Annotated in this window: 19 protein-coding genes; 15 read left to right on the top strand and 4 right to left on the bottom strand. The window is 65.6% G+C overall.

The annotated features are described in order from the left end of the window. The first annotated feature begins 196 nt into the window (after positions 1-196). Both AC3FNH_RS09160 and AC3FNH_RS09155 read left to right on the top strand, forming a co-directional pair. Complete coding sequence (locus AC3FNH_RS09160) at positions 197-1222, top strand: PAS domain-containing protein (protein ID WP_276101080.1); 1026 nt, start codon at positions 197-199, stop codon at positions 1220-1222. A 101-nt stretch (positions 1223-1323) separates the two neighbouring features. Next, positions 1324-1524: a hypothetical protein gene (locus AC3FNH_RS09155; RefSeq protein ID WP_488719827.1), complete on the top strand. Its 201-nt coding sequence runs from the start codon at positions 1324-1326 to the stop codon at positions 1522-1524. A 54-nt stretch (positions 1525-1578) separates the two neighbouring features. Here AC3FNH_RS09155 and AC3FNH_RS09150 read toward each other — a convergent pair whose 3' ends face one another. After that, on the bottom strand, positions 1579-2487 hold the full coding sequence (locus AC3FNH_RS09150; protein ID WP_488719826.1) for a LysR family transcriptional regulator: 909 nt from the start codon (positions 2485-2487) through the stop codon (positions 1579-1581). A gap of 134 nt (positions 2488-2621) precedes the next feature. Here AC3FNH_RS09150 and AC3FNH_RS09145 point away from each other — a divergent pair, with 134 nt between their 5' ends. The 3 genes from AC3FNH_RS09145 (at position 2622) to AC3FNH_RS09135 (ending at position 7180) form a co-directional block, all read left to right on the top strand. Next, positions 2622-3827 carry a 3-hydroxybenzoate 6-monooxygenase gene (locus tag AC3FNH_RS09145; RefSeq protein ID WP_488719825.1) on the top strand — a complete coding sequence of 402 codons (1206 nt, stop codon included), beginning with the start codon at positions 2622-2624 and terminating at the stop codon, positions 3825-3827. 50 nt (positions 3828-3877) lie between these two features. Beyond that, positions 3878-4915: a cupin domain-containing protein gene (locus AC3FNH_RS09140; RefSeq protein WP_488719824.1), complete on the top strand. Its 1038-nt coding sequence runs from the start codon at positions 3878-3880 to the stop codon at positions 4913-4915. Positions 4916-5638: 723 nt separating this feature from the next. Next, the gene (locus AC3FNH_RS09135) at positions 5639-7180 is read left to right on the top strand and encodes a methyl-accepting chemotaxis protein (protein WP_488719823.1); all 1542 of its coding nucleotides are present in this window, start codon (positions 5639-5641) and stop codon (positions 7178-7180) included. Between the two features lie 122 nt (positions 7181-7302). On the opposite strand, the gene AC3FNH_RS09130 is transcribed toward AC3FNH_RS09135, so the two are convergent. Together AC3FNH_RS09130 and AC3FNH_RS09125 are read right to left on the bottom strand one after the other, a co-directional pair. After that, on the bottom strand, positions 7303-8658 hold the full coding sequence (locus AC3FNH_RS09130) for an esterase-like activity of phytase family protein (RefSeq protein ID WP_276101085.1): 1356 nt from the start codon (positions 8656-8658) through the stop codon (positions 7303-7305). Positions 8659-8815: 157 nt separating this feature from the next. Further along, on the bottom strand, positions 8816-9370 hold the full coding sequence (locus AC3FNH_RS09125; protein WP_488719822.1) for a YbhB/YbcL family Raf kinase inhibitor-like protein: 555 nt from the start codon (positions 9368-9370) through the stop codon (positions 8816-8818). 281 nt (positions 9371-9651) lie between these two features. Between AC3FNH_RS09125 and ycaC the strand changes: the two genes are divergently transcribed. Then, positions 9652-10278 (top strand): isochorismate family cysteine hydrolase YcaC, encoded by a 627-nt coding sequence (gene ycaC / locus AC3FNH_RS09120; RefSeq protein WP_276101087.1) that lies wholly within the window; start codon positions 9652-9654, stop codon positions 10276-10278. A gap of 23 nt (positions 10279-10301) precedes the next feature. On the opposite strand, the gene paaX is transcribed toward ycaC, so the two are convergent. Then, positions 10302-11246 (bottom strand): phenylacetic acid degradation operon negative regulatory protein PaaX, encoded by a 945-nt coding sequence (paaX, locus tag AC3FNH_RS09115; protein ID WP_276101088.1) that lies wholly within the window; start codon positions 11244-11246, stop codon positions 10302-10304. Between the two features lie 116 nt (positions 11247-11362). Here paaX and paaA point away from each other — a divergent pair, with 116 nt between their 5' ends. The 9 genes from paaA to AC3FNH_RS09070 all read left to right on the top strand — a co-directional run bounded on the left by paaA (position 11363) and on the right by AC3FNH_RS09070 (position 20312). After that, positions 11363-12346: a 1,2-phenylacetyl-CoA epoxidase subunit PaaA gene (gene paaA / locus AC3FNH_RS09110; protein ID WP_276101089.1), complete on the top strand. Its 984-nt coding sequence runs from the start codon at positions 11363-11365 to the stop codon at positions 12344-12346. A 52-nt stretch (positions 12347-12398) separates the two neighbouring features. After that, positions 12399-12680: a 1,2-phenylacetyl-CoA epoxidase subunit PaaB gene (paaB, locus tag AC3FNH_RS09105; protein ID WP_011299861.1), complete on the top strand. Its 282-nt coding sequence runs from the start codon at positions 12399-12401 to the stop codon at positions 12678-12680. Between the two features lie 26 nt (positions 12681-12706). Then, positions 12707-13459, top strand: coding sequence for a 1,2-phenylacetyl-CoA epoxidase subunit PaaC (gene paaC, locus AC3FNH_RS09100; RefSeq protein ID WP_488719821.1), 753 nt, complete (start codon positions 12707-12709; stop codon positions 13457-13459). A gap of 5 nt (positions 13460-13464) precedes the next feature. Further along, positions 13465-13980, top strand: a complete 516-nt coding sequence (gene paaD, locus AC3FNH_RS09095; RefSeq protein WP_276101091.1) for a 1,2-phenylacetyl-CoA epoxidase subunit PaaD — start codon at positions 13465-13467, stop codon at positions 13978-13980. Between the two features lie 18 nt (positions 13981-13998). After that, positions 13999-15075 carry a 1,2-phenylacetyl-CoA epoxidase subunit PaaE gene (gene paaE / locus AC3FNH_RS09090; protein ID WP_488719820.1) on the top strand — a complete coding sequence of 359 codons (1077 nt, stop codon included), beginning with the start codon at positions 13999-14001 and terminating at the stop codon, positions 15073-15075. A 56-nt stretch (positions 15076-15131) separates the two neighbouring features. Next, positions 15132-16796 (top strand): phenylacetic acid degradation protein PaaN, encoded by a 1665-nt coding sequence (gene paaN / locus AC3FNH_RS09085; protein WP_488719819.1) that lies wholly within the window; start codon positions 15132-15134, stop codon positions 16794-16796. An 83-nt stretch (positions 16797-16879) separates the two neighbouring features. Continuing rightward, on the top strand, positions 16880-18226 hold the full coding sequence (paaK, locus tag AC3FNH_RS09080) for a phenylacetate--CoA ligase PaaK (protein ID WP_276101094.1): 1347 nt from the start codon (positions 16880-16882) through the stop codon (positions 18224-18226). 107 nt (positions 18227-18333) lie between these two features. Beyond that, positions 18334-18642, top strand: a complete 309-nt coding sequence (locus AC3FNH_RS09075; RefSeq protein WP_488719818.1) for a DUF485 domain-containing protein — start codon at positions 18334-18336, stop codon at positions 18640-18642. After that, positions 18639-20312 (top strand): cation acetate symporter, encoded by a 1674-nt coding sequence (locus AC3FNH_RS09070; protein ID WP_276101096.1) that lies wholly within the window; start codon positions 18639-18641, stop codon positions 20310-20312. The genes AC3FNH_RS09075 and AC3FNH_RS09070 overlap by 4 nt, the downstream gene beginning before the upstream one ends. Positions 20313-20328: the final 16 nt, after the last annotated feature.

Raw genomic sequence — 20328 nt, 5'->3', positions numbered from 1 at the left:
CTGATAGTTAATTAAATAACTGTTGGTGATGTGAGACGAAGTCTAGTGACTCAAGCGCCGGCCAATCAACCTCAAAAAATCGATTGATTTTGCGAAATTGATGGCTGATTTCTATCAGGAACGCCAAAAAGCGGCGAATGCTGTATGGTTCTGGTTGTGTAATTCACTGACGGTTAATCGGAGATTAGGGAAAGCGATGACGGAAGACACATTCGCCGCCCGCTTCAAGGGTGTGCTGGAGGGCAAGCGCATCATGCTCAAGCAGGTGGCCGAGGCCCTGTCGGTGTCGCCGTCGGCGGTCCACAAATGGACGCGCGGCGGCGAAATCGAGTACGAACGGCTGCTCGCGCTCGCGAAGTTTCTCGGCGTGAACTGGCTGTGGCTGCGTTATGGCGAGCGTGCCATCGCGGATCTGGAGGCCAGCAGCATCACCGACCCGCACATGCGCGGACTGCGCCAGAAGCACCTCACGGAGATCATGGAGAGCGAAGCGCGGATGAAATTCGCGCAGGAGGTCTCGGGCATCGTCACGTGGGAATGGAACGTGCTGACGGACAGCGTGACCTATTCGCCGAACGACATCACCCTGTTCGGCCGCCATATCAGCACCATGGACGACTTCTGGGCCTGCGTGCATCCATCCGATGCGGCGCGGCTGCGCGAGGTGCTGCAGCGCGCGCTGGGAGCGCCGGAGATGCATGAGTGGGAGTTCCGCGTGGTGCACGAGAACGCGACGCGCTGGATCTCGTCCCGCGCAACGCTGGTGCACGACTTCGCACAGCGTCCCGTGAAGATGATCGGCGTGAGCCTCGACATCAGCGAACGCCGCCGCGCCGAGGCGGCCCTGCGGCAGAGCGAGGCGCTGCTGGCCAAGGCCCAGGAAATCGCCCACCTGGGCGGCTGGTACTGGAACATCCAGACCGACGACTGCTCGTGGACGGACGAGGCCTACCGCCTCTTTGGCTGGGCGCCCCAGGCATTCAAGGTGACGATCGAGCGATTCATGGCGTCCATCGTGGAAGAAGACCGCCCGCGCGTGGAGGCAGCAATCCGCGCGGCCATTATCGACGGGCAGCCGTACCGCGTCGAATTCACGATCCTGCTACCGGACGGAAGCCGGCGGGAGATTCGCGAGGAGGGCGAGGTGACGCTCGACGAGGATGGGAATGCGCTCACGATGGTGGGAGCGTCGCAGGATGTGACTGGGCAGAAGCGGGGATAGATTTCCATCCTTCGGAACCCGCGCCGCGCCGGCGTCATAGCGGGTAGCCGTCAGCCGGACAGGCCCTCCAGTTCTTGCCGCAAGGGGGCGTATGCACCGGCATGGCTGGCAGCCACTGCCGCGGCGGCAGCGGCATGGCGCGCCTGGGCCGCGAGGTCCGGCCGTGGCTCGGCACAGGCGGCAGCGTGTACGAAATCGTCTTACGCAAGGGCTTGCTGTCCAAAGAGGAACTTGACTGCATCCTGCGCCCCGAGACGCTGACCCAGCCGGTGCCGCTGGACTTGCACGGGAAGTCGCACTGAGCAAACGGGACCATCCGGCGGCCATGCCAGGGGCGGGAATTCCCGCCCTCGCACTTACTTGTCCGGAGACCAGGCCGCCATCAAGCCTTTGAGTTCCGCCCGCAGCCAGGCATTGCCGGGATCGGCGTGGTAGCGCTCATGCCAGTGTTGTTTCACGGCGAACGCCGGCAGCGGCACGGGCGGGGCAAAGATGGCCACACGTTCCTGCTGCACCAGCGCCTCGCCCAGACGGCGCGGCACGATGACGATCAGCTCGGTGCGGGCCACAAGCCGTGCCACGGCCAGAAAACTGGGCACCTTCAGCGCGACATGGCGCTCAAGCTTCCTGGCGGCGAACACCTTGCCCACGATGGTGTGTCCCGTGCCGGAGGTGGTGACGACGATGTGGCTCTCCGCCAGAAAGGCTTTGCGATCGGGGTTGCTGCGAATGCGCGGATGGTCCCGGGACGCCAGGCAGACGAAGTCCTGCTTGAACAGCATCTGCTGGTAGAAGCCAGCCTCCAGCTGCGGCATGAAACCCACGGCCAGATCGATCTCGCCGGATTCGAGGCGCCGCGGCACATCACTGGAGATGCGCTCGGCTTCGATCACGACACCCGGGGCGACACGCCGCAAGTGGTTCACGAGCTGGGGCAGCACCACGATCTCGCTGATGTCGGTCATGCAAATGCGGAACTCGCGCTCGGCCGTGGCGGGATCGAAATGCGTCCTGGCGCCCGCCAACCTTGCGAGCGTTTCGACGGTCTGCAGCACCTCCGGGTAGATGCGCTGGGCGTAAGGGGTCGGTTCCATGCCCTGGGAAGTGCGCGCAAACAAGCGATCATCGAAATGAGACCGCAACTTGCTCAAGGCCACGCTCGCGTTGGCCTGGGCCAAGCCCAGACGCTCGGCTGCCCGCGTGACGCTGCGGGTGCGGTAGATCTCCACGAAGACGTTCAGCCACTCCAGGTCGAGCTTGGCCATGGGGCTCCATTATCAAAAAACGATATTAAATCTATATAAGTATGCATCTTTCCTTGATGGATCGGTAATTCCACACTTCCGGCTACGTGCATCGCGCCGTGCCGGTGTCCCGAGAAAACCAGAAAGGAGACTTCATGCAAACATCCGCCTCACTTCCCGTACTCGTCGCCGGTGGCGGCATCGGCGGTCTCGCGACCGCGCTGGCCCTGGTGCGCCAGGGCTTTCACGTGCAAGTGTTCGAGCAGGCGCCCGAAATCGGTGAAATCGGCGCCGGCATTCAGCTTGGCCCCAACGCCTTCCACGCCTTTGATGCGCTGGGGGTGGGCGACAAAACCCGCGCCCGCGCCGTCTACACCGACTACATGGTCATGCACGATGCCATCGACGAGACGCTGGTGGGCCGGATCGAGACCGGCGAGACCTTCCGTAAGCGCTTTGGCAATCCCTATGCCGTGATCCACCGGGTGGACGTCCACGGCGCCCTGCTGGAAGGCACGACGGAAACCGGCCGTGTGGAGTTCTTCACCAGCACGCGCATCGTGAAGGTCGAGCAGGACGAGGCCAGCAAGACGGTGACGGCCATCGACCAGAACGGCAAGCGCTGGCGGGGCCAGGCCCTGATCGGCGCAGACGGCGGGAAATCGGTAGTACGGGCGCAGTACGTGAACGATCCCCCGCGCGTGACCGGGCATGTGGTGTACCGCGCCGTGGTCGACAAGGCTGATTTCCCCGAGGACCTGAAGTGGAATGCGGCCAGCTTGTGGGCCGGTCCGAAATGCCACCTCGTGCACTATCCGCTTCGCGGCGGCGAGCAATACAACGTGGTGGTGACCTTCCACAGCCGCCAGCAGGAACAGTGGGGCGTGACTGACGGCTCCAGGGAAGAGGTGGAGAGCTACTTCCAGGGCATCTGCCAGAGGGCGCGCCAACTCATCGAACTGCCCAGGAACTGGCGGCGCTGGGCCACGGCAGACCGCGAGCCGATCGACACCTGGGTCTGGGGCCGTACCGCGATCCTTGGCGACGCCGCACACCCGACTACGCAATACATGGCCCAGGGTGCCTGCATGGCGCTGGAAGATGCCGTCACCCTGGGCGAGGCCCTGCGCGCGAGCCACAACGACTGGGACCAGGCCCTGGCGCTCTACCAAAAGAACCGGGTCGTTCGTACCGCGCGCATCGTGCTGTCGGGACGCGAAATGGGTCGCCTCTATCATGCTACGGGCGTGGAGCGGCTGATCCGCAATGGCCTCTGGAAGGGCCGCACCCAGGAGCGCTTCTACGATGCGATGGAGTGGCTATACGGCTGGAACGTCCACAACTGCCTGCAGCAAGGCTGAGTCCACACCCAGCCCCCATCATGATCGACAACACATCAGGAGCAGACACCATGCATGAACTTGGCCGACTCGAAGACTTGCCGCAGGACTACCGCGACGAACTGGCCAGCCTCAACCTCGTGCCGCTGTGGCCCAGCCTGCGCGCCGTGCTGCCCCCGGGCGTGCCCTCACGCAAGACGCAGCCTGCGTTCTGGTCCTACGAGGCGCTGCGCCCGCTACTCATGCGTGCGGGCGAGCTGACCCCAATGGACAAGGCCGAGCGCCGCGTGCTGGTGCTGGCCAACCCGGGCCACGGCCTGGAGAAGATGCAGGCAAGCGCGGCCATGTACCTCGGCATGCAATTGCTGTTGCCTGGCGAATGGGCACCCAGCCACCGCCACACTCCCAACGCCGTGCGCATGATCGTCGAAGGCAAAGGCGCCACCACCACCGTCAACGGTGAAAAGTGCCCGATGGAACGCGGCGACCTGATCCTTACCCCCACCGGTCAGTGGCACGAGCACGAGCACGCCGGCCCGGAACCCGTGGTCTGGCTCGATGTGCTGGACCTGCCGCTGATCTACTACACGGAAACCTCGTACGCCATCGAAGGCAAGCGACAGGAGATCCGGCCCGGACGCGGTGATCAGGCCTATGCCCGCGGTGGTGTGGTGCCCAGCCCGATGTTCGAGCGCGGCGACCAGGCCTACCCAATGCTGCGCTATCCCTGGTCGGAAGCGCGCGCCGCGCTTCTGACCCTGTCGGCCGACCGCCCCGATCTGGAGGCCGTGCAGATCGCCTACGTCAACCCCGAGAACGGCCGCGATGCCCAGAACAATCTCGGCTTCTACGCGCTGATGCTGCGCCCGGGCCAGACCCTTCGCCTGCCGGTACGCTCTCCGGCCGTCGTGTTTCACCAGATCGAAGGCAGGTCGGAGCTCAGCGCCGACGACGCGGCCTACACGCTCCATGAAGCCGACACATGCTGCACGCCTGGCTACACCGAGGTCACGCTGCGTAATCACTCGACCACCGAGCCTGCTTTCCTCTTCATGGCCGACGAATCGCCGCTGCACCGCAAGCTCGGCGTGTATGAGAACCGGGGTTGAGCCCTGCGTCCCGGCGATTCCCAGCACGCGGGGCTGACACTCCGGACTGCCTGGTTCAGTCCTCGATGCGTCCGAATTCATGCCTTGCCAGAGGTGTCGAAGCAGACGCGCGAGCATTGACCGGCAAAAAAATGACGCCCCGAAGCGGATGCCTGCGAACCCCTTTCCGGGTTCGATTTCACCTACGCTTCGGGGCGCCGTTGCCCCGGCCGCCCCGTTTGGAGCGCATCATCGCGACCAGCTTATTTTGATAAGGGGCCGTCGTTGGCCCTGGGCTCCTCTGACGCAATATGCATGCCATACCCGTCGCGACTCGCTGTGGGCCTTGGAGCTCGCCAATGACAGGGCCGGAATGGAGCGCGGCACGAGTTCTGTGCGAAATGCGTCAAGTCGATGCCTGCGATAGGTGAACCGATCATCCGGACTGCGCGTGCGAACGAAGGTTTCGTCCGATGCTTATCCGGTTGTGGTGGTCTGTCATGGCACTTGGCCATGCACCGGTATGTCAGTGCGCCCAGCCGCCTCCGGGCGGCAGCTCCAGTCACACCCCTCCATCGCCGGGTATTCGCAGAAACCCTAAAGTTTCGGCTCCCACTGCCGTTCCCATCCATAGCCCGCCACTGGACCCGGTCCGGGTCGGCGGGGCACGAGAGCGAAAGGCGGCGGCGTTCCCGCGCGCCAGCACTTCGCCGTATCGAAGTCCAGATCAGGTAGAAGAAAACAATGAAGAACTTTGGAATCGGGGTACGCCTCGGCATAGGCTTTGGCGTAGTGCTGGTGCTGTGCGCGTTGATGTCCGCGTTTGGCATCCTGCGCCTGCAGCAGGTGGCGGAGCGCACGCATGACATGATGCAGCAGCCGCTGACCAAGGAGCGCCTCGTCAGCGACTGGTACCGACTGATGCATACCAGCGTGCGCCGGACCATGGCAGTGGCCAAGAGCGCCGATCCGTCGCTCGGCGCCTTCTTCGCCAAGGAAACGAAGGCGTCGCTCGAAGGCATCGCGGCGCTGCGCGACAAGATGCAGCCGATGCTGACTTCGGAGGCCGAGAAGGCCGCGTTCCAGAAGATCCTGCAGGTGCGTGAACCGTATAACGCCGCGCGCGACAAGATCACCAAACTCAAGCAGGAAGGGGAGACCGAGCAAGCCAACGAAGTGCTGGAGAAAGAGTTCGTGCCCGCCGGCGATGCCTACCTGGCGGAGATCCAGAAACTGCTCGACATCCAGCGCACCAGCATTGACACGACGGCTGCCGAGATCAACACCATCTACACCAATGCCCGCAACAGCCTGATGGTGCTGGCGGTGCTGGCGCTGGCGATCGGCGTTGCCTTTGCGGTGTGGCTGACGCGCGGCATCACCCTGCCGCTGGGCCATGCGGTGGAGATCGCCCGCACAGTGGCGTCCGGCGACCTGACCAGCCGCATCCGCGTGGACAGCCGGGACGAGACCGGCCAGCTGCTCAACGCGCTGGGCGAGATGAACGCCAATATCCTGCGCATCGTGCGCGACGTGCGCACCGGCACCGAGGCCATTGCCTCGGGCACCAGCCAGATCGCCGTGGGCAACACCGACCTGTCGCAGCGCACCGAGGAGCAGGCGTCTTCGCTGCAGCAGACCGCTGCCAGCATGGAAGAGCTGACCAGCATCGTGCGCCAGAACGCGGACAACGCCAGGCAGGCCAGTTCGCTCGCGGTGAACGCGTCGGAGATCGCGGCCAAGGGCGGCGATGTGGCCGACAAGGTGGCCGTGACCATGGAAGAGATCAACGGCGCATCGAAGAAGGTGGTCGACATCATCGCGGTGATCGAAGGCATCGCGTTCCAGACCAATATCCTGGCGCTGAACGCCGCGGTCGAAGCCGCGCGCGCGGGCGAGCAGGGCCGCGGCTTTGCCGTGGTGGCGGGCGAGGTGCGCAGCCTGGCCCAGCGCAGCGCCACCGCCGCCAAGGAGATCAAGGCACTGATCGGCGATTCGGTCGACCGCGTCGAAAAGGGCTCGGCCCTGGTCGCGCAGTCGGGCCAGACCATGCTGGAGATCGTGGAAGCGGTCAAGCGCGTGACCGACATCATGGGTGAGATCAGCGCGGCGTCGGCCGAGCAGAGCGCCGGCATCGAGCAGGTCAACCAGGCGGTGACGCAGATGGACTCGGTCACGCAGCAGAACGCCGCGCTGGTCGAAGAGGCTGCTGCGGCGGCCGGCTCGCTGGAAGAACAGGCCCAGCGGCTCAAGCAGGCGGTGGCGATCTTCCGCGTCGCTGCCTGATTCTCGGCCTGAGGCAGGCTCCGGTCGGAGTCGGCCCGGGATTGTCGGGAACGCGTCAATCGGGCCCGGCTTTCTCCCCTCTCCCGCACGCGGGAGAGGGGAGCAAACAGCCACTACAACGTTCAGCGCGCCTTCAGGAACTCGCCCACTTCCAGCAACACCAGCTCGTTATCATCCGCGCGATTGGGTTCGCGGCTGCTGGAGAAAGGCAGGTTGTTGTCATTGCCCACGACGATGTGGCTGGCATCCACCACGTCCACGTTCTCGATCGTAAAGAACGGGAAGGCCAGCGCGCCATCGGTCAGCGGCTTGCGCGCCAGGTGGTTCGGGTCGGCCATGCGCAGCAGGTCGATATAGCCGATCTTGCGCACCGGGGCGCCAGCGTTGGCATCGGTCAGCTCGATCTTGTAGATGCGCTTGAACTTCGCCACGTCGTCGAAGCAGTCGGTGCGCTTCTGGCCCGCGGGGCAGGCCTTGTCGGGCGTGCCTTCGCCGTTGTCGCGCTCGATGATGAGGCCGGTGGTGGCGTCGATCATATTGAAGTCGCCGATCGCATGGTGGCCGGCTTCGAGCACGTATTTCCAGTGGCGGCCAGTCCAGGCGCGCTGCTTCACGTCGAACTCCAGCACGCGCAGATAGGGTTTGCCGTCTACGGTCTCGTAGCTGCGGCTGGCCTCGTTCCACAGCGCCCCTTCGAGCAGCGCGTACAGCTTGCTGCCGTCCGGCGATGACGCCATGCCCTCGAAGCCCTTCGAGCGGCGTACCTCGAACTTCACCGTGCCATCGGGCGCGCCCGGCGTGGTCATGGCCGGGTGGTCGGGCGAGCGCACGACCTTGCCATCCACCTGCGTCTCGAACACCGCCAGCACCTTGCCGTCCAAATCGGCCTGGATCAGGAAGGGGCCGAACTCGTCGCCGATCCATAGCGAGCCGCCGGCGAACTGGAAGCTCTCGGTGTCGAAATCCGAACCGGTCAGGTAGCGTGCCTTGCTGCCCTCGTGCACGATGCGGAACGGCACCTTCTTGTCGGGGTCATGCAGGAACACGGTCTTCAGGCGCTGGAACTTGCCGCTCGCGAAATCCACTTTGTAGTGGTTCAGGTAGAGCATGAAGTCCGGCGAGTTGGCCTTGGCGCCCGCGCCGTTGTCGGTCAGCACCCAGAAGGTGCCGTCGGCCATGCGCTTGATCCCGGAGTGGCCCTGTGCGGGCTGGCCGCGGAACGGCAGCGACACGCCGGTCGGGCGGCCGTTGGACTTGCCTTCGACCGAGCCCGGCGTATCGGCACGCTGCGCGGTGGTGAACTTGCCGCTGATCTGCAGGTCGGCCGGAGCGTCCTTGGGCACCGGCAGATAAGTTTGGGCCGGCAGCACGGCGTGGCCGGCGAGCGTGGCTGGGTAGGCGGTCTGCGCCTGCAGCGACGGCGACAGGGCAAGGCAGGCCAGCGTGATGGCGCTGGCCAGGACGGTTTGACGGAACATCGGGCGGGCTCCTTTGCCGGGATCGGTGAGCGCGGCACCACGCCGCGCTAGCAAAAGCGCCCCATTCTGGCGGTCGAGTTTGACAAATTTGTGATGCTGCCGCCTCTGCGGCTATCGCCCGCAACCGCGGAGCCGCCGGTTTGCCGCCGCGCAGCCTCTACTTCCGGCCGTAGCGGCCCACGACGCTGGCGCCGCCGCGCGCATGTCCCTTGAGCGCCGCCATCAGTTCATCGCGCGTCAGGCCCGCAGGCAGCGCGCCGGGCTCCAGGTCGGTCGCAACCACCGTCACGATGTAGTGGTGCGGGACATCGCCGGGAGGCGGGCAAGGTCCGCGGTACGCGGCCTCGCCGGTAATGTTCTTGCCGACTGTGATGCCGGGGCCATCCTTCTGCCCCTCGCCCTGCCGCAGGTGGCCGCGATCCGCCGCGATGTTGTAGGCAACCCAGTGCGAGACCCCGAGGCCCATTGCGCCATCGGGATCGAACATGAAGATCGCCACGGAGCGCGTGCCTGCCGGCAGGCCGGACCACGCGACCGGGGGCGATACGCCCTGGCCGCCGCAGTCCGGCTGGCTGCCGCCATGCGCCGCGGGAATGGCGGCGTTTTCGGAGAAGGCGCTGGACGATACGGTCATCGGTGCGGCGTTGGCGATGGAAGCGCACGCCAGGCACAGCGCCGCGGACGCGGAAAGCAGCAATGGTCTTGCTTTCATTGGAGGTTCCTGTTCGAAGTTGACGGGTCAAGCCAGAAAGCTCGCCTTGATTCCACGGTAGGACGGATTCCATGGGATGCCTAGCCGCCGGCGCCGGGGTGCCTTTTTTGTCCTGTCGCACGCGCGCAGCCCGACCTATGCTTTGGAACGCATGGCCGACAGGCAATGGCGCTGCCGGCAATGCGCGAGGGCAGGTCAGGCCAGCAGCTTCCCTGTGCCGCCCGATGCCACTTGCATGCGTGCCTGTCCAACGTGTCAGGCCGCCCAACCCGGAGCCCAAGATGAGCAAGACCTACAAGCGCCTGGACAAGACCCAGGCGGCGGTGCTGATGGTGGATCACCAGGCCGGTTTGCTGTCGCTGGTGCGTGATATCGAGCCGGACCGTTTCAAGAACAACGTGCTGGCGCTGGCGGATCTCGCCAAGTACTTCAAGTTGCCAACCATCCTGACCACCAGCTTCGAGGATGGTCCCAACGGCCCGCTGGTACCCGAACTCAGGCAGATCTTCCCCGACGCGCCGTTCATCCCGCGGCCCGGGCAGATCAATGCCTGGGACAACGAGGATTTCACCAAGGCCGTGAAGGCCACCGGCAAGAAGCAGCTGCTCATTGCCGGCGTGGTGACCGAAGTCTGCGTGGCGTTCCCGGCGCTCTCCGCGATCGAGGAAGGCTTTGACGTCTTTGTCGTCACCGATGCGTCGGGTACGTTCAACGAAGTCACGCGCGATTCGGCGTGGCGGCGCATGAGCGAAGCCGGCGCGCAGCTGATGACGTGGTTCGGCGTGGCTTGCGAGCTGCACCGTGACTGGCGCAACGATATCGAAGGACTCGGGACGCTGTTCTCCAACCACATACCGGACTACCGGAACCTGATCACCGCCTACACGACCGTGAAGGGATCGCGCTAGCGCACCGGCGCGCACTTCCGCGCCTAGCGGGCGGCCTCGGCGTGGCTGCCCGCGCCAAAGCGCCTGCGCAGCGCGCGGTTAGCGTTGATCAGGTGGCCGTCGGACACTTCGACCACTTCGCGCAGGTAGTCTTCGCTGGCGTCGAGCAGGGCCGCGTACATATCCCGGCACAGGTCTCGCGCGGTGCGGCCCGGCCAGTCCGCCGGCAGGAGCTGTTCCGGCAGGTTCGGGTCGCGCAACAGCACGCGGCGGTATTCGTGCAATAGCAGGGTGCGCACGAAAAACGCGTCCGCCGGGACCATGCCGTGTGCGTCGGCCAGTACCGGCGAGAAGCGGCGCAGCAATGCCTGCCAGGCGGACGCCACGTCGCCAAGTTTGAAGGTCTGGTGCATCAGTGTCTGCAGTGGCCGGATCGAGAATGCCTCGATGCTGGTGGCTTGCATCACCGCCACGAACTCCTGCGCCTGCGCGGCACGGATGATTTCGCCCAGCGAGCCGGCATCGGCATTCGGGTGCGCGTACACGCCCGGTGCAATTGCGCCGAAGCCTTCCCACAGCAGTTCGCGCCTGAGCCGCTGGCGGATCGTGGCGCGCGCGTCGCCGCGCACCAGCGCCAGGGTCCAGCGCCCGTCCCAGTCGGGCGCATCGCCGGCATAGATCCGCTTGCCCGCATGGACGCAGCGCTGCAGCCCCGCCTCCGACAAGCCGTAATAGCTGCGCCGCCCGATCCGCGTGGCCTCGAGCCAGTCGTCCGCGGTCAGCCGGAACGTCGCGGTGCGCACCAGCCGGTCATTGATGCCGAACGGCGCGGCCAGGCGGATCAGGCTGCCCAGCCACAGCGCCTGCGGACGTGGCGCCACCACATCGCCGAACAACGTCACCAGCATCGAATTGGCGCCGAGCTTGAGCCCGCGCGCGAGTCGTGCGACCTGCGGGGAAACGGCATCCACGTCTGAACGAGTGGCCATGCATGCACCTTGAAGTGATACACAATCGTCGATTGTTTGAATCAAATTGTATCACTATCATCCACTGCAACCGAATGATTTGACGCAAGTCAAGACCCTACAGACCGGAGTACGGCATGTACGCACAGTTGGTGGATACCGGGGCAACAAGGCTCCGCGCGATGGAAGAGATGGACCCGCAGGAACGCGAGTTCCAGGCGCGCGTGGACGCCGGCATCAAGATCGAAGCCAAGGACTGGATGCCCGAGGCTTACCGCAAGACCCTCATCCGCCAGATCTCCCAGCACGCGCATTCCGAGATCGTCGGGCAGCTGCCGGAAGGCAACTGGGTCACGCGTGCGCCAACGCTCGAACGCAAGGCCGTGCTGCTGGCCAAGATCCAGGACGAAGCGGGCCATGGCCTCTACCTGTACAGCGCGGCGGAAACGCTGGGCGTGTCGCGCGACCAGTTGCTCGGCGACCTGCATTCCGGCAAGGCCAAGTACTCGAGCATCTTCAACTACCCGACGCTGAACTGGGCCGACATCGGCGCCATCGGCTGGCTGGTCGATGGTTCGGCCATCATCAACCAGGTGCCGCTGTGCCGCTGCTCGTTCGGCCCCTATGCCCGCGCCATGGTGCGGGTGTGCAAGGAGGAGTCGTTCCACCAGCGCCAGGGCTACGACATCCTGCTCAAGCTGTGCCAGGGCACCCCCGAGCAGAAGCAGATGGCGCAGGACGCGCTGAACCGCTGGTGGTGGCCGGCGCTGATGATGTTCGGCCCGTCCGACGCGGATTCGCCCAACAGCGCGCAATCGATGCAATGGCGCATCAAGCTGTTCTCCAATGACGAGCTGCGCCAGAAGATGGTGGACCAGACCGTGCCGCAAGCCGAACACCTGGGCCTGACCATTCCCGATCCGGACCTGAAGTGGAACGAGGGGCGCGGCCACTACGACTTCGGTGCCATCGACTGGGACGAGTTCTACAACGTCGTGCGCGGCAACGGCCCGTGCAACCGCGACCGCCTGCGCACCCGCGTCAAGGCCTGGGACGACGGCGCCTGGTTCCGTGAAGCGCTGGTGGCGCATGCCGACAGGCAAGACCGCGCCGCCGCCTGAACCCTCCGGCGCGCCAGCGCCGACAACCCCGCAAACTGACAGGAGAGTTGCCATGAAAGAGTGGCCGCTTTGGGAGATCTTTATCCGCAGCCAGCACGGCCTGGCCCACAAGCACGTGGGCAGCCTGCACGCGCCGGACGGTGAAATGGCGATCAACCATGCGCGTGACGTCTATACGCGCCGCAACGAAGGCGTGAGCGTCTGGGTGGTAAAGGCCGCCGACGTGGTCGCCAGCAGCCCCGGCGACAAGGGCCCGCTGTTCGAGCCCGCCAACAGCAAGGTCTACCGGCACCCCACCTTCTTCCCGATGCCGGAAGAGGTCAAGCACATCTGATTTCCAGGCGCGAGGACGCATCCACCATGGACCAACACAAGTTCGAATACCTGCAGCGCCTGGGCGATACCACGCTGGTGCTCGGCCAGCGCCTGTCGGAATGGTGCGGCCGCGGCCCCGCGCTGGAAGAGGACATCGCGCTCACCAACGTGGCGCTCGACCTGATCGGACAGACCCGCCTGTGGCTTGGCTACGCCGCCGAAGTCGAAGGCGCGGGCCGCAGTGCGGACCAGCTTGCCTACCTGCGCGACGCACACCAGTTTCGCAACCTGCTGCTGGTGGAACAGCCCAATGGCAGCTACGCCGATACGCTGGCACGCCAGTTCCTGTTCGATACCTGGCACTACTTCCTGCTCGAGCGGCTGCAGCATTCGACCGATGCGCGCATTGCCGAGATCGCCGCCAAGTCGCTGAAGGAAGTGACCTATCACGTGCGCCGCAGCGCCGACCTGGTAGTGCGCCTGGGCGACGGCACCGAAGAGAGCCACCGCCGCATGCAGGACGCCTTCGACGACCTGTGGATGTTCACCGGGGAACTGTTCGAGTCCGACGCCGCCGATGCCGCGCTGGTCGCGCAGGGCGTCGCGGTGGACCCGGCCACGCTGGCTGAATCGTGGCAGCGGCATGTGAGCGAAGTGCTGGAAGAAGCGACGCTGCGCGTGCCGGCGGGCGGCTGGTCGCAGACCGGTAGCCGCCAGGGCCGCCATACGGAACACCTTGGCTACCTGCTGGCCGAGATGCAGTTCCTGCAGCGCGCCTATCCGGGCGCCCAGTGGTGAGCGCCATGCCAGCGCAAGTGGCTGAACGGGCAAGCGTCGAACAGGTCCTGGCCTGGCTTGACAAGGTGCCGGACCCCGAGATTCCGGTGATCTCGGTAGTCGACCTCGGCATCGTGCGCGACGTGGCGTGGGTGGATGACACCTGCGTGGTCACCATCACGCCGACGTACTCGGGCTGCCCGGCAATGACGGTGATCCGTGACGACATCGAGCGCGTGCTGGCCGGGCAGGGCATCGACCGCGTGAGCGTGCAAACGCGCCTGGCGCCGGCCTGGACCACCGACTGGATGAGCCCGCGCGGCAAGGCCAGCCTGTCCGGCTACGGCATTGCGCCGCCCGCGCAGCAGGTGATCGACATCAGCGGCATCAGCCGCAAGGCGTCGCCGGCGCTGGTAGTCGCGTGCCCGCACTGCGGCTCGCGTCACACGCGCCTGGTCAGCCAGTTCGGCTCCACGGCATGCAAGGCCCTGTACCGCTGCGGCGACTGCAAGGAGCCGTTCGATTACTTCAAGGCTCACTGAACGAGACAGGTGGGGGAGATGAGCAAATTCCATGAACTGACGGTGGCCTCGGTCACCCGCGAAACGCGCGACGCCGTGGCGATAACGTTTGCCGTGCCGGACGAACTGGCCGATACCTACCGCTATGTGCAGGGCCAGCACCTGACGCTGCGCGCCGGCATCGGCGGCGAAGACGTGCGCCGTTCCTATTCGATCTGCGCGGCCGTGCAGGACCAGCGCCTGCGCGTGGCGATCAAGCGCGTGGACGGCGGCCTGTTTTCCAACTGGGCCAACGACGCGCTGCAACCCGGCATGACGCTCGAAGTCATGCCGCCGTCCGGGCACTTCCACGTGCCGCTGTCGGAAACGCACAGCAGGCACTATGTCGCCTTTGCCGCCGGCAGTGGCATCACGCCGATGCTGTCGATCATCAAGACCACGCTGATGACCGAGCCGGACAGCCGCTTCACGCTGTTCTACGGCAACCGGGCATCGTCCTCGGTACTGTTCAAGGAAGAACTCGAAGACCTGAAGGATACCTACCTGGAACGCTTCAACCTGGTCTTCGTGCTGAGCCGCGAGCAGCTCGATATCGACCTGTTCAACGGCCGCATCGACGGCGACAAGGTGCGCGCGCTGCTGCGCCACTGGGTACGTCCGCAGGATATCGACGTGGCCTTTATCTGCGGCCCGCACTCGATGATGGAAGAGGTCTCGCAGGCGCTGCAGGAGAGCGGCGTGGACAAGGCACGCATCAAGCGCGAACTGTTCGCCACCAGCATTCCCGCGGCGCGTCCGGCGGCCCATGCGCACAAGCAGGTGGGCCAGCAGCAGTGCGAGGTCACCGTGATCCAGGACGGCCGCACGCGCCAGTTCACGCTGGAGAAGAACAAGGAGACCATCCTCGACGCCGCGCTGGCGCAGGGCATCGAGCTGCCTTACTCGTGCAAGGGCGGCGTGTGCTCGACTTGCCGTTGCAAGCGCATCGAGGGTGAGGTGGACATGGATGTCAACTTCGCGCTCGAAGACTACGAAGTCGCGCGCGGCTTCATCCTGAGCTGCCAGAGCTACGCCGTCACCGACAAGCTGGTGATCGATTTCGACCAGGAAACCTGAAGCGTCTCCCGGTACTTACTCACGCCATTCAAGAACCCGTTTCCCCGGAGCAAGCCGTGTCCCATCCGTTTTTCACGCGTCACCAGGCCCTGCTGGACCAGGCCACCCAGGCCATCGCCGAGCGCGGCTACTGGAGCCCGTTCCCCGAATCGCCCAGCCCCAAGGCTTACGGCGAAACCGCCAACGCCGACGGCAAGGCCGCGTTCGAGGCGCGGCTGAACAAGCCTTTCGCGCTGTCGCAACCGGGCACCATCGGGCGGGCCGGCAAGGAAGTCTCGCCATACGGCCTGGAACTCGGCGTTACCTATCCGAAGCCTGACCTCGACCAGCTCTTCGCGGGCATGGCCAAAGGCATGCCCGCCTGGCGCAAGGCCGGGCCGGAGGCCTGGGTCGGTGTGTCGCTGGAGATCCTGCACCGCCTGAACCGCCGCAGCTTCGAGATCGCCTACGCGGTCATGCACACCACCGGCCAGGCCTTCATGATGGCGTTCCAGGCGGGCGGCCCGCACGCGCAGGACCGCGGCCTGGAAGTCGTGGCCTATGCGTGGGACGAGATGCGCCGCATCCCGAAGCGTGCGGTCTGGGAAAAGCCGCAGGGCAAGAACGAGCCGCTGCGCATGGTGAAGCAATACACCGTGGTGCCGCGTGGGGTGGGCCTGGTGATCGGCTGCTGCACATTCCCGACCTGGAACGGCTATCCCGGCCTGTTCGCGAGCCTGGCGACCGGCAACGCCGTGGTGGTCAAGCCGCATCCGGGCGCGATCCTGCCGCTGGCGATCACCGTGGAGGTGGCGCGTGAAGTGCTGCAGGAAGCGGGTTTCGATCCGAACCTCGTCACGCTGGTGGCCAACGACCCGACCGAGCGCATGGCGTCGACGCTGGCGCTGCGCCCGGAAGTCCGCCTGATCGATTTCACCGGCAGCACCGCCAACGGCGACTGGCTGGAGCGCAATGCGCACCAGGCGCAGGTGTATACCGAGAAGGCCGGCGTGAATCAGATCGTCATCGACTCCACCAGCGACTTCAAGGGCATGGTGCGCAATATCGCGTTCTCGCTGGCACTGTACTCGGGCCAGATGTGCACCGCGCCGCAGAACATCTATGTGCCCAAGGATGGCATCGATACGCCGGAAGGGCGCCTGAGCTTCGACCAGGTTGCCAGCGCCATCGGCGAAGCCGTGGGCAAGCTCACGGGCGATGCCAGCAAGGCGGTGGAACTGCTCGGTGCCATCCAGAACGACGGTGTGGTGCAACGCATCGAAGCGTCGCGCGCGCTGGGCGAGATCGTCATCGACAGCCGCGCGCTGCAGCATCCGGAATTCCCGGACGCCCGCATCCATACGCCATTGGTGCTGAAGGTCGACGCGGGTGATGAAGGCAAGATCATGCAGGAGCTGTTCGGGCCGATCTCGTTCGTGGTGGCCACCAATGACACCGCGCACAGCATTGCCGTGGCGCACCGCGGCGTGAAAGAGCATGGCGCGCTGACGCTGTCCGCCTACACCACCGACGACGGCGTGGCCGATGCCATCCGCGATGCGGCGGAAGACGCCGGCGTAGCGCTGTCGTTGAACCTGACCGGTGGCGTGTTCGTCAACCAGTCGGCGGCGTTCAGCGACTTCCACGCCACCGGCGCCAATCCCGCGGCCAATGCGTCGCTGTCCGACGCGGCATTTGTTGCCAATCGCTTCCGCGTGGTGCAGAGCCGCTCGCATATCTGAGCCTTGCCCGCAGTATCGTAGTCCCGTAGTCCCCCGCGCCGGCCCCCAACGCATGCGGCGCCATGAAAACGATGGAGTAGACAATGGTTCAACGCACCCCCCACCCCGACGAGCTGGAGCCGATCGAGCGCGCCAGCCGCGATGAACTGCAGGCGCTGCAACTGGAACGGCTCAAATGGAGCGTGCGCCATGCCTATGACAACGTGCCGCACTACCGCAAGTCGTTCGACGCGGCGGGCGTGCACCCGGACGACCTGAAGTCGCTGTCGGACCTGTCGAAGTTCCCGTTCCTGGGCAAGCAGGACCTGCGCGACAACTACCCGTTCGGCATGTTCGCCGTGCCGCGCGAGAAGGTGGCGCGCGTGCATGCGTCCAGCGGCACCACGGGCAAGCCCACCGTGGTGGGCTACACCGCGCGCGACATCGACACCTGGGCCAGCGTGGTGGCGCGTTCCATCCGCGCCGCGGGCGGCCGTGCCGGCGACCTGGTGCACGTGAGCTATGGCTACGGCCTGTTCACGGGCGGCCTGGGCGCGCACTATGGCGCCGAGAAGGCCGGCTGCACGGTGATCCCGATGTCGGGCGGACAGACCGAGAAGCAGGTGCAGCTTATCCGCGAGTTCCAGCCGGACATCATCATGGTGACGCCGTCGTACATGCTGAACCTGATCGAGGAGATGATGCGCCAGGGCATGGACCCGGCGGAAAGCTCGCTGAAGGTCGGCATCTTCGGCGCGGAGCCGTGGACCGATGCCATGCGTGCCGAGATCGAAGCGCGCGCCGGCATCGACGCGGTGGACATCTACGGCCTGTCGGAAGTCATGGGCCCGGGCGTGGCTTGCGAGTGCATCGAAAGCAAGGACGGACCGGTCATCTGGGAAGACCATTTCTACGCGGAGGTTATCGACCCGGTGACCGGCGAAGTGCTGCCCGACGGCGAGGAGGGCGAACTAGTGTTCACCTCGCTGACCAAGGAAGCGCTGCCGGTGATCCGCTACCGCACGCGCGACCTGACGCGCCTGCTGCCGCCGACATCGCGCTCGATGCGCCGCATCGGCAAGATCACCGGCCGTTCGGACGACATGCTGATCATCCGCGGCGTGAACGTGTTCCCGTCGCAGATCGAGGAACTGATCCTCAAGGCGCCCGCCCTGGCGCCGCAGTACCAGCTCGTGGTCACGCGCGACGGCCACCTCGACAAGCTCGAAGTGCGCGTCGAAGCGCGCCCGCAGGCGGGCAGCCTGGGCAGCGACGACCGCGCGGCGCTGGAACGCGACCTCAAGGACCAGATCAAGACCTACGTCGGCGTCACTACGCGCGTGCAGGTGCTGGATGCCGAGGGCATCGAGCGCACCAGCGTCGGCAAGGCGCGCCGCGTGCTCGACATGCGGCCCAAGATAACGCACGAGCAGCCGGTCGGGGCGATCTGACCATCCGGGCCGGCAAGCCTTGCCGGCCCGCATTCCTTACTGATCTGACAACGACAATGGCGCCCGCCAAGAGGCGCCACGCCGACACTCGCGCCAAAGGAGACCACATGGACGCGCAACAACTGGAGACCCTCCAGCAGCACCCCGATTTCATCCGGCTGGCCAGCAGGCGGGCACGCCTGGGCTGGTCGCTCACCGTGGTGATGCTGACCATCTATTTCGGCTTCATCCTGCTGCTGGCCTTTGTGCCGGCGACGCTCGGCACGCCGCTCGGCGGAGGAGTGATGACGCTCGGCATCCCGGTCGGCGTAGGCATCATCGTGGCGGCCATCGTGCTGACCGCGGTCTATGTACGCCAGGCCAACACCGAACTCGATCCGATCAACGAGCGCTTGCGCAAGGAGTGCGAAGCATGAAGCCGATCGTCCAAAACTTGCGCCACCTGCCCATGTTGTTCATGGGCCTGGCCAGCAGCGCCGCGCTGGCAGCTCCGGCAATCCAGGGCGAAGCCACGCGCCGGCCGCTGAACTGGAGCGCCATCGTGATGTTCATGCTGTTCGTGCTGTTCACGCTTGGCATCACGCGCTGGGCCGCGCGGCGCACGCGCTCGGCATCGGACTTCTACGCCGCCGGCGGCGGCCTGACCGGCTTCCAGAACGGCCTGGCGATTGCTGGCGATATGGTCTCGGCTGCGTCGTTTCTCGGCATCTCGGCGATGATGTTCGACAAGGGCTATGACGGGTTGATCTACGCGCTTGGCGTGGTGGCTGGCTGGCCGATCATCCTGTTCATCGTCGCGGAGCGGCTGCGCAACCTCGGCCGCTATACGTTTGCCGACGTGGTGTCATACCGCCTGTCGCAGAAGCCCGTGCGCATCACGGCCGCCTTCGGCACGCTGACGGTCGTGATCATGTACCTGGTCGCGCAGATGGTCGGCGCCGGCAAGCTGATCGAACTGTTGTTCGGCACCAGCTATGAATCGGCGGTGGTCATCGTCGGCCTGCTGATGGTGCTGTACGTGCTGTTCGGCGGCATGCTGGCCACGACATGGGTGCAGATCATCAAGGCCGTGCTGCTGCTGGGCGGAGTCACGTTCATGGCGATCATGGTGCTGGCCCATTTCGGCTACAGCCCCGAGGCCATGTTCGCGGGCGCCGCCAGGGTCCATGACAAGGGCCTGGCGATCCTGTCGCCGGGCGGGCTGGTGTCCAATCCGATCGACGCCATTTCGCTCGGCGTTGGCATGATGTTCGGCACGGCAGGCTTGCCGCACATCCTGATGCGCTTCTTCACCGTGGCGGATGCCAGGGAAGCCCGCAAGTCCGTGCTGTATGCCACCGGCTTCATCGGCTATTTCTACGTGCTGATCCTCGTCGTGGGCTTCGGCGCCATCGTCATGGTCGGCGGCGATCCGGCCTATCGCGATGCGGCCGGCAAGCTGGTCGGCGGCAGCAATATGGTGGCGGTGCACCTCGCGCATGCGATCGGCGGGGACCTGTTCCTCGGCTTTATCTCGGCGGTGGCGTTCGCGACCATCCTCGCGGTGGTGGCGGGCCTGGCGCTGTCCGGCGCGTCGGCGGTGTCGCATGATCTGTACGCCAACGTGTTCCGGCAAGGGCGCGCCAACGAGAAGGACGAGATCCGCGTCTCGAAGGCGGCCACCGTGGTGATCGGCCTGCTGGCCATGGTGCTGGGCGTGCTGTTCGAGAAGCAGAACATCGCCTTCCTGTCCGGACTAGTACTGGCGATTGCCGCATCGGTCAATTTTCCGGTGCTGTTCCTGTCGATGTTCTGGAAGGGGCTGACCACGAAGGGCGCGGTGGCGGGCAGCGTCGCGGGGCTGGCGTCGGCCGTGGCGCTGCTGGTGCTCGGTCCTACGGTGTGGGTGGGGCTGCTGCATCATGACAAGCCCATCTTCCCGTATGCCAACCCGGCGCTGTTCTCGATGACGCTGGCGTTCGTGTGCGCGTGGCTGGTGTCGGTGCTCGACAAGTCGGCGCAGGCCGCGGCGGAACGTCGTCGCTTCGGCGCGCAGTTCGTGCGGTCGATGACGGGGATTGGGGCGGCGGGGGCGTCGCAGCATTGAAGGCGCCGGGCCGATG

Source organism: Cupriavidus sp. 22TCCZM01-5, from assembly GCF_057798915.1.
This window is presented reverse-complemented; position numbering and strand designations above follow the sequence as displayed.

Excerpts from the sequence above, each read along its gene's own strand:
- paaE (WP_488719820.1), top strand. The coding sequence starts at position 13,999 with ATGAGCAAATTCCATGAACTGACGGTGGCCTCGGTCACCCGCGAAACG.
- paaD (WP_276101091.1), top strand. The coding sequence starts at position 13,465 with ATGCCAGCGCAAGTGGCTGAACGGGCAAGCGTCGAACAGGTCCTGGCC.
- AC3FNH_RS09125 (WP_488719822.1), bottom strand. The coding sequence starts at position 9,370 with ATGAAAGCAAGACCATTGCTGCTTTCCGCGTCCGCGGCGCTGTGCCTG.
- AC3FNH_RS09155 (WP_488719827.1), top strand. The coding sequence starts at position 1,324 with ATGGCTGGCAGCCACTGCCGCGGCGGCAGCGGCATGGCGCGCCTGGGC.
- paaK (WP_276101094.1), top strand. The coding sequence starts at position 16,880 with ATGGTTCAACGCACCCCCCACCCCGACGAGCTGGAGCCGATCGAGCGC.
- AC3FNH_RS09140 (WP_488719824.1), top strand. The coding sequence starts at position 3,878 with ATGCATGAACTTGGCCGACTCGAAGACTTGCCGCAGGACTACCGCGAC.
- paaA (WP_276101089.1), top strand. The coding sequence starts at position 11,363 with ATGTACGCACAGTTGGTGGATACCGGGGCAACAAGGCTCCGCGCGATG.
- AC3FNH_RS09075 (WP_488719818.1), top strand. The coding sequence starts at position 18,334 with ATGGACGCGCAACAACTGGAGACCCTCCAGCAGCACCCCGATTTCATC.
- AC3FNH_RS09150 (WP_488719826.1), bottom strand. The coding sequence starts at position 2,487 with ATGGCCAAGCTCGACCTGGAGTGGCTGAACGTCTTCGTGGAGATCTAC.
- paaX (WP_276101088.1), bottom strand. The coding sequence starts at position 11,246 with ATGGCCACTCGTTCAGACGTGGATGCCGTTTCCCCGCAGGTCGCACGA.
- AC3FNH_RS09070 (WP_276101096.1), top strand. The coding sequence starts at position 18,639 with ATGAAGCCGATCGTCCAAAACTTGCGCCACCTGCCCATGTTGTTCATG.
- AC3FNH_RS09160 (WP_276101080.1), top strand. The coding sequence starts at position 197 with ATGACGGAAGACACATTCGCCGCCCGCTTCAAGGGTGTGCTGGAGGGC.
- AC3FNH_RS09135 (WP_488719823.1), top strand. The coding sequence starts at position 5,639 with ATGAAGAACTTTGGAATCGGGGTACGCCTCGGCATAGGCTTTGGCGTA.
- ycaC (WP_276101087.1), top strand. The coding sequence starts at position 9,652 with ATGAGCAAGACCTACAAGCGCCTGGACAAGACCCAGGCGGCGGTGCTG.
- AC3FNH_RS09130 (WP_276101085.1), bottom strand. The coding sequence starts at position 8,658 with ATGTTCCGTCAAACCGTCCTGGCCAGCGCCATCACGCTGGCCTGCCTT.
- paaB (WP_011299861.1), top strand. The coding sequence starts at position 12,399 with ATGAAAGAGTGGCCGCTTTGGGAGATCTTTATCCGCAGCCAGCACGGC.
- paaC (WP_488719821.1), top strand. The coding sequence starts at position 12,707 with ATGGACCAACACAAGTTCGAATACCTGCAGCGCCTGGGCGATACCACG.
- AC3FNH_RS09145 (WP_488719825.1), top strand. The coding sequence starts at position 2,622 with ATGCAAACATCCGCCTCACTTCCCGTACTCGTCGCCGGTGGCGGCATC.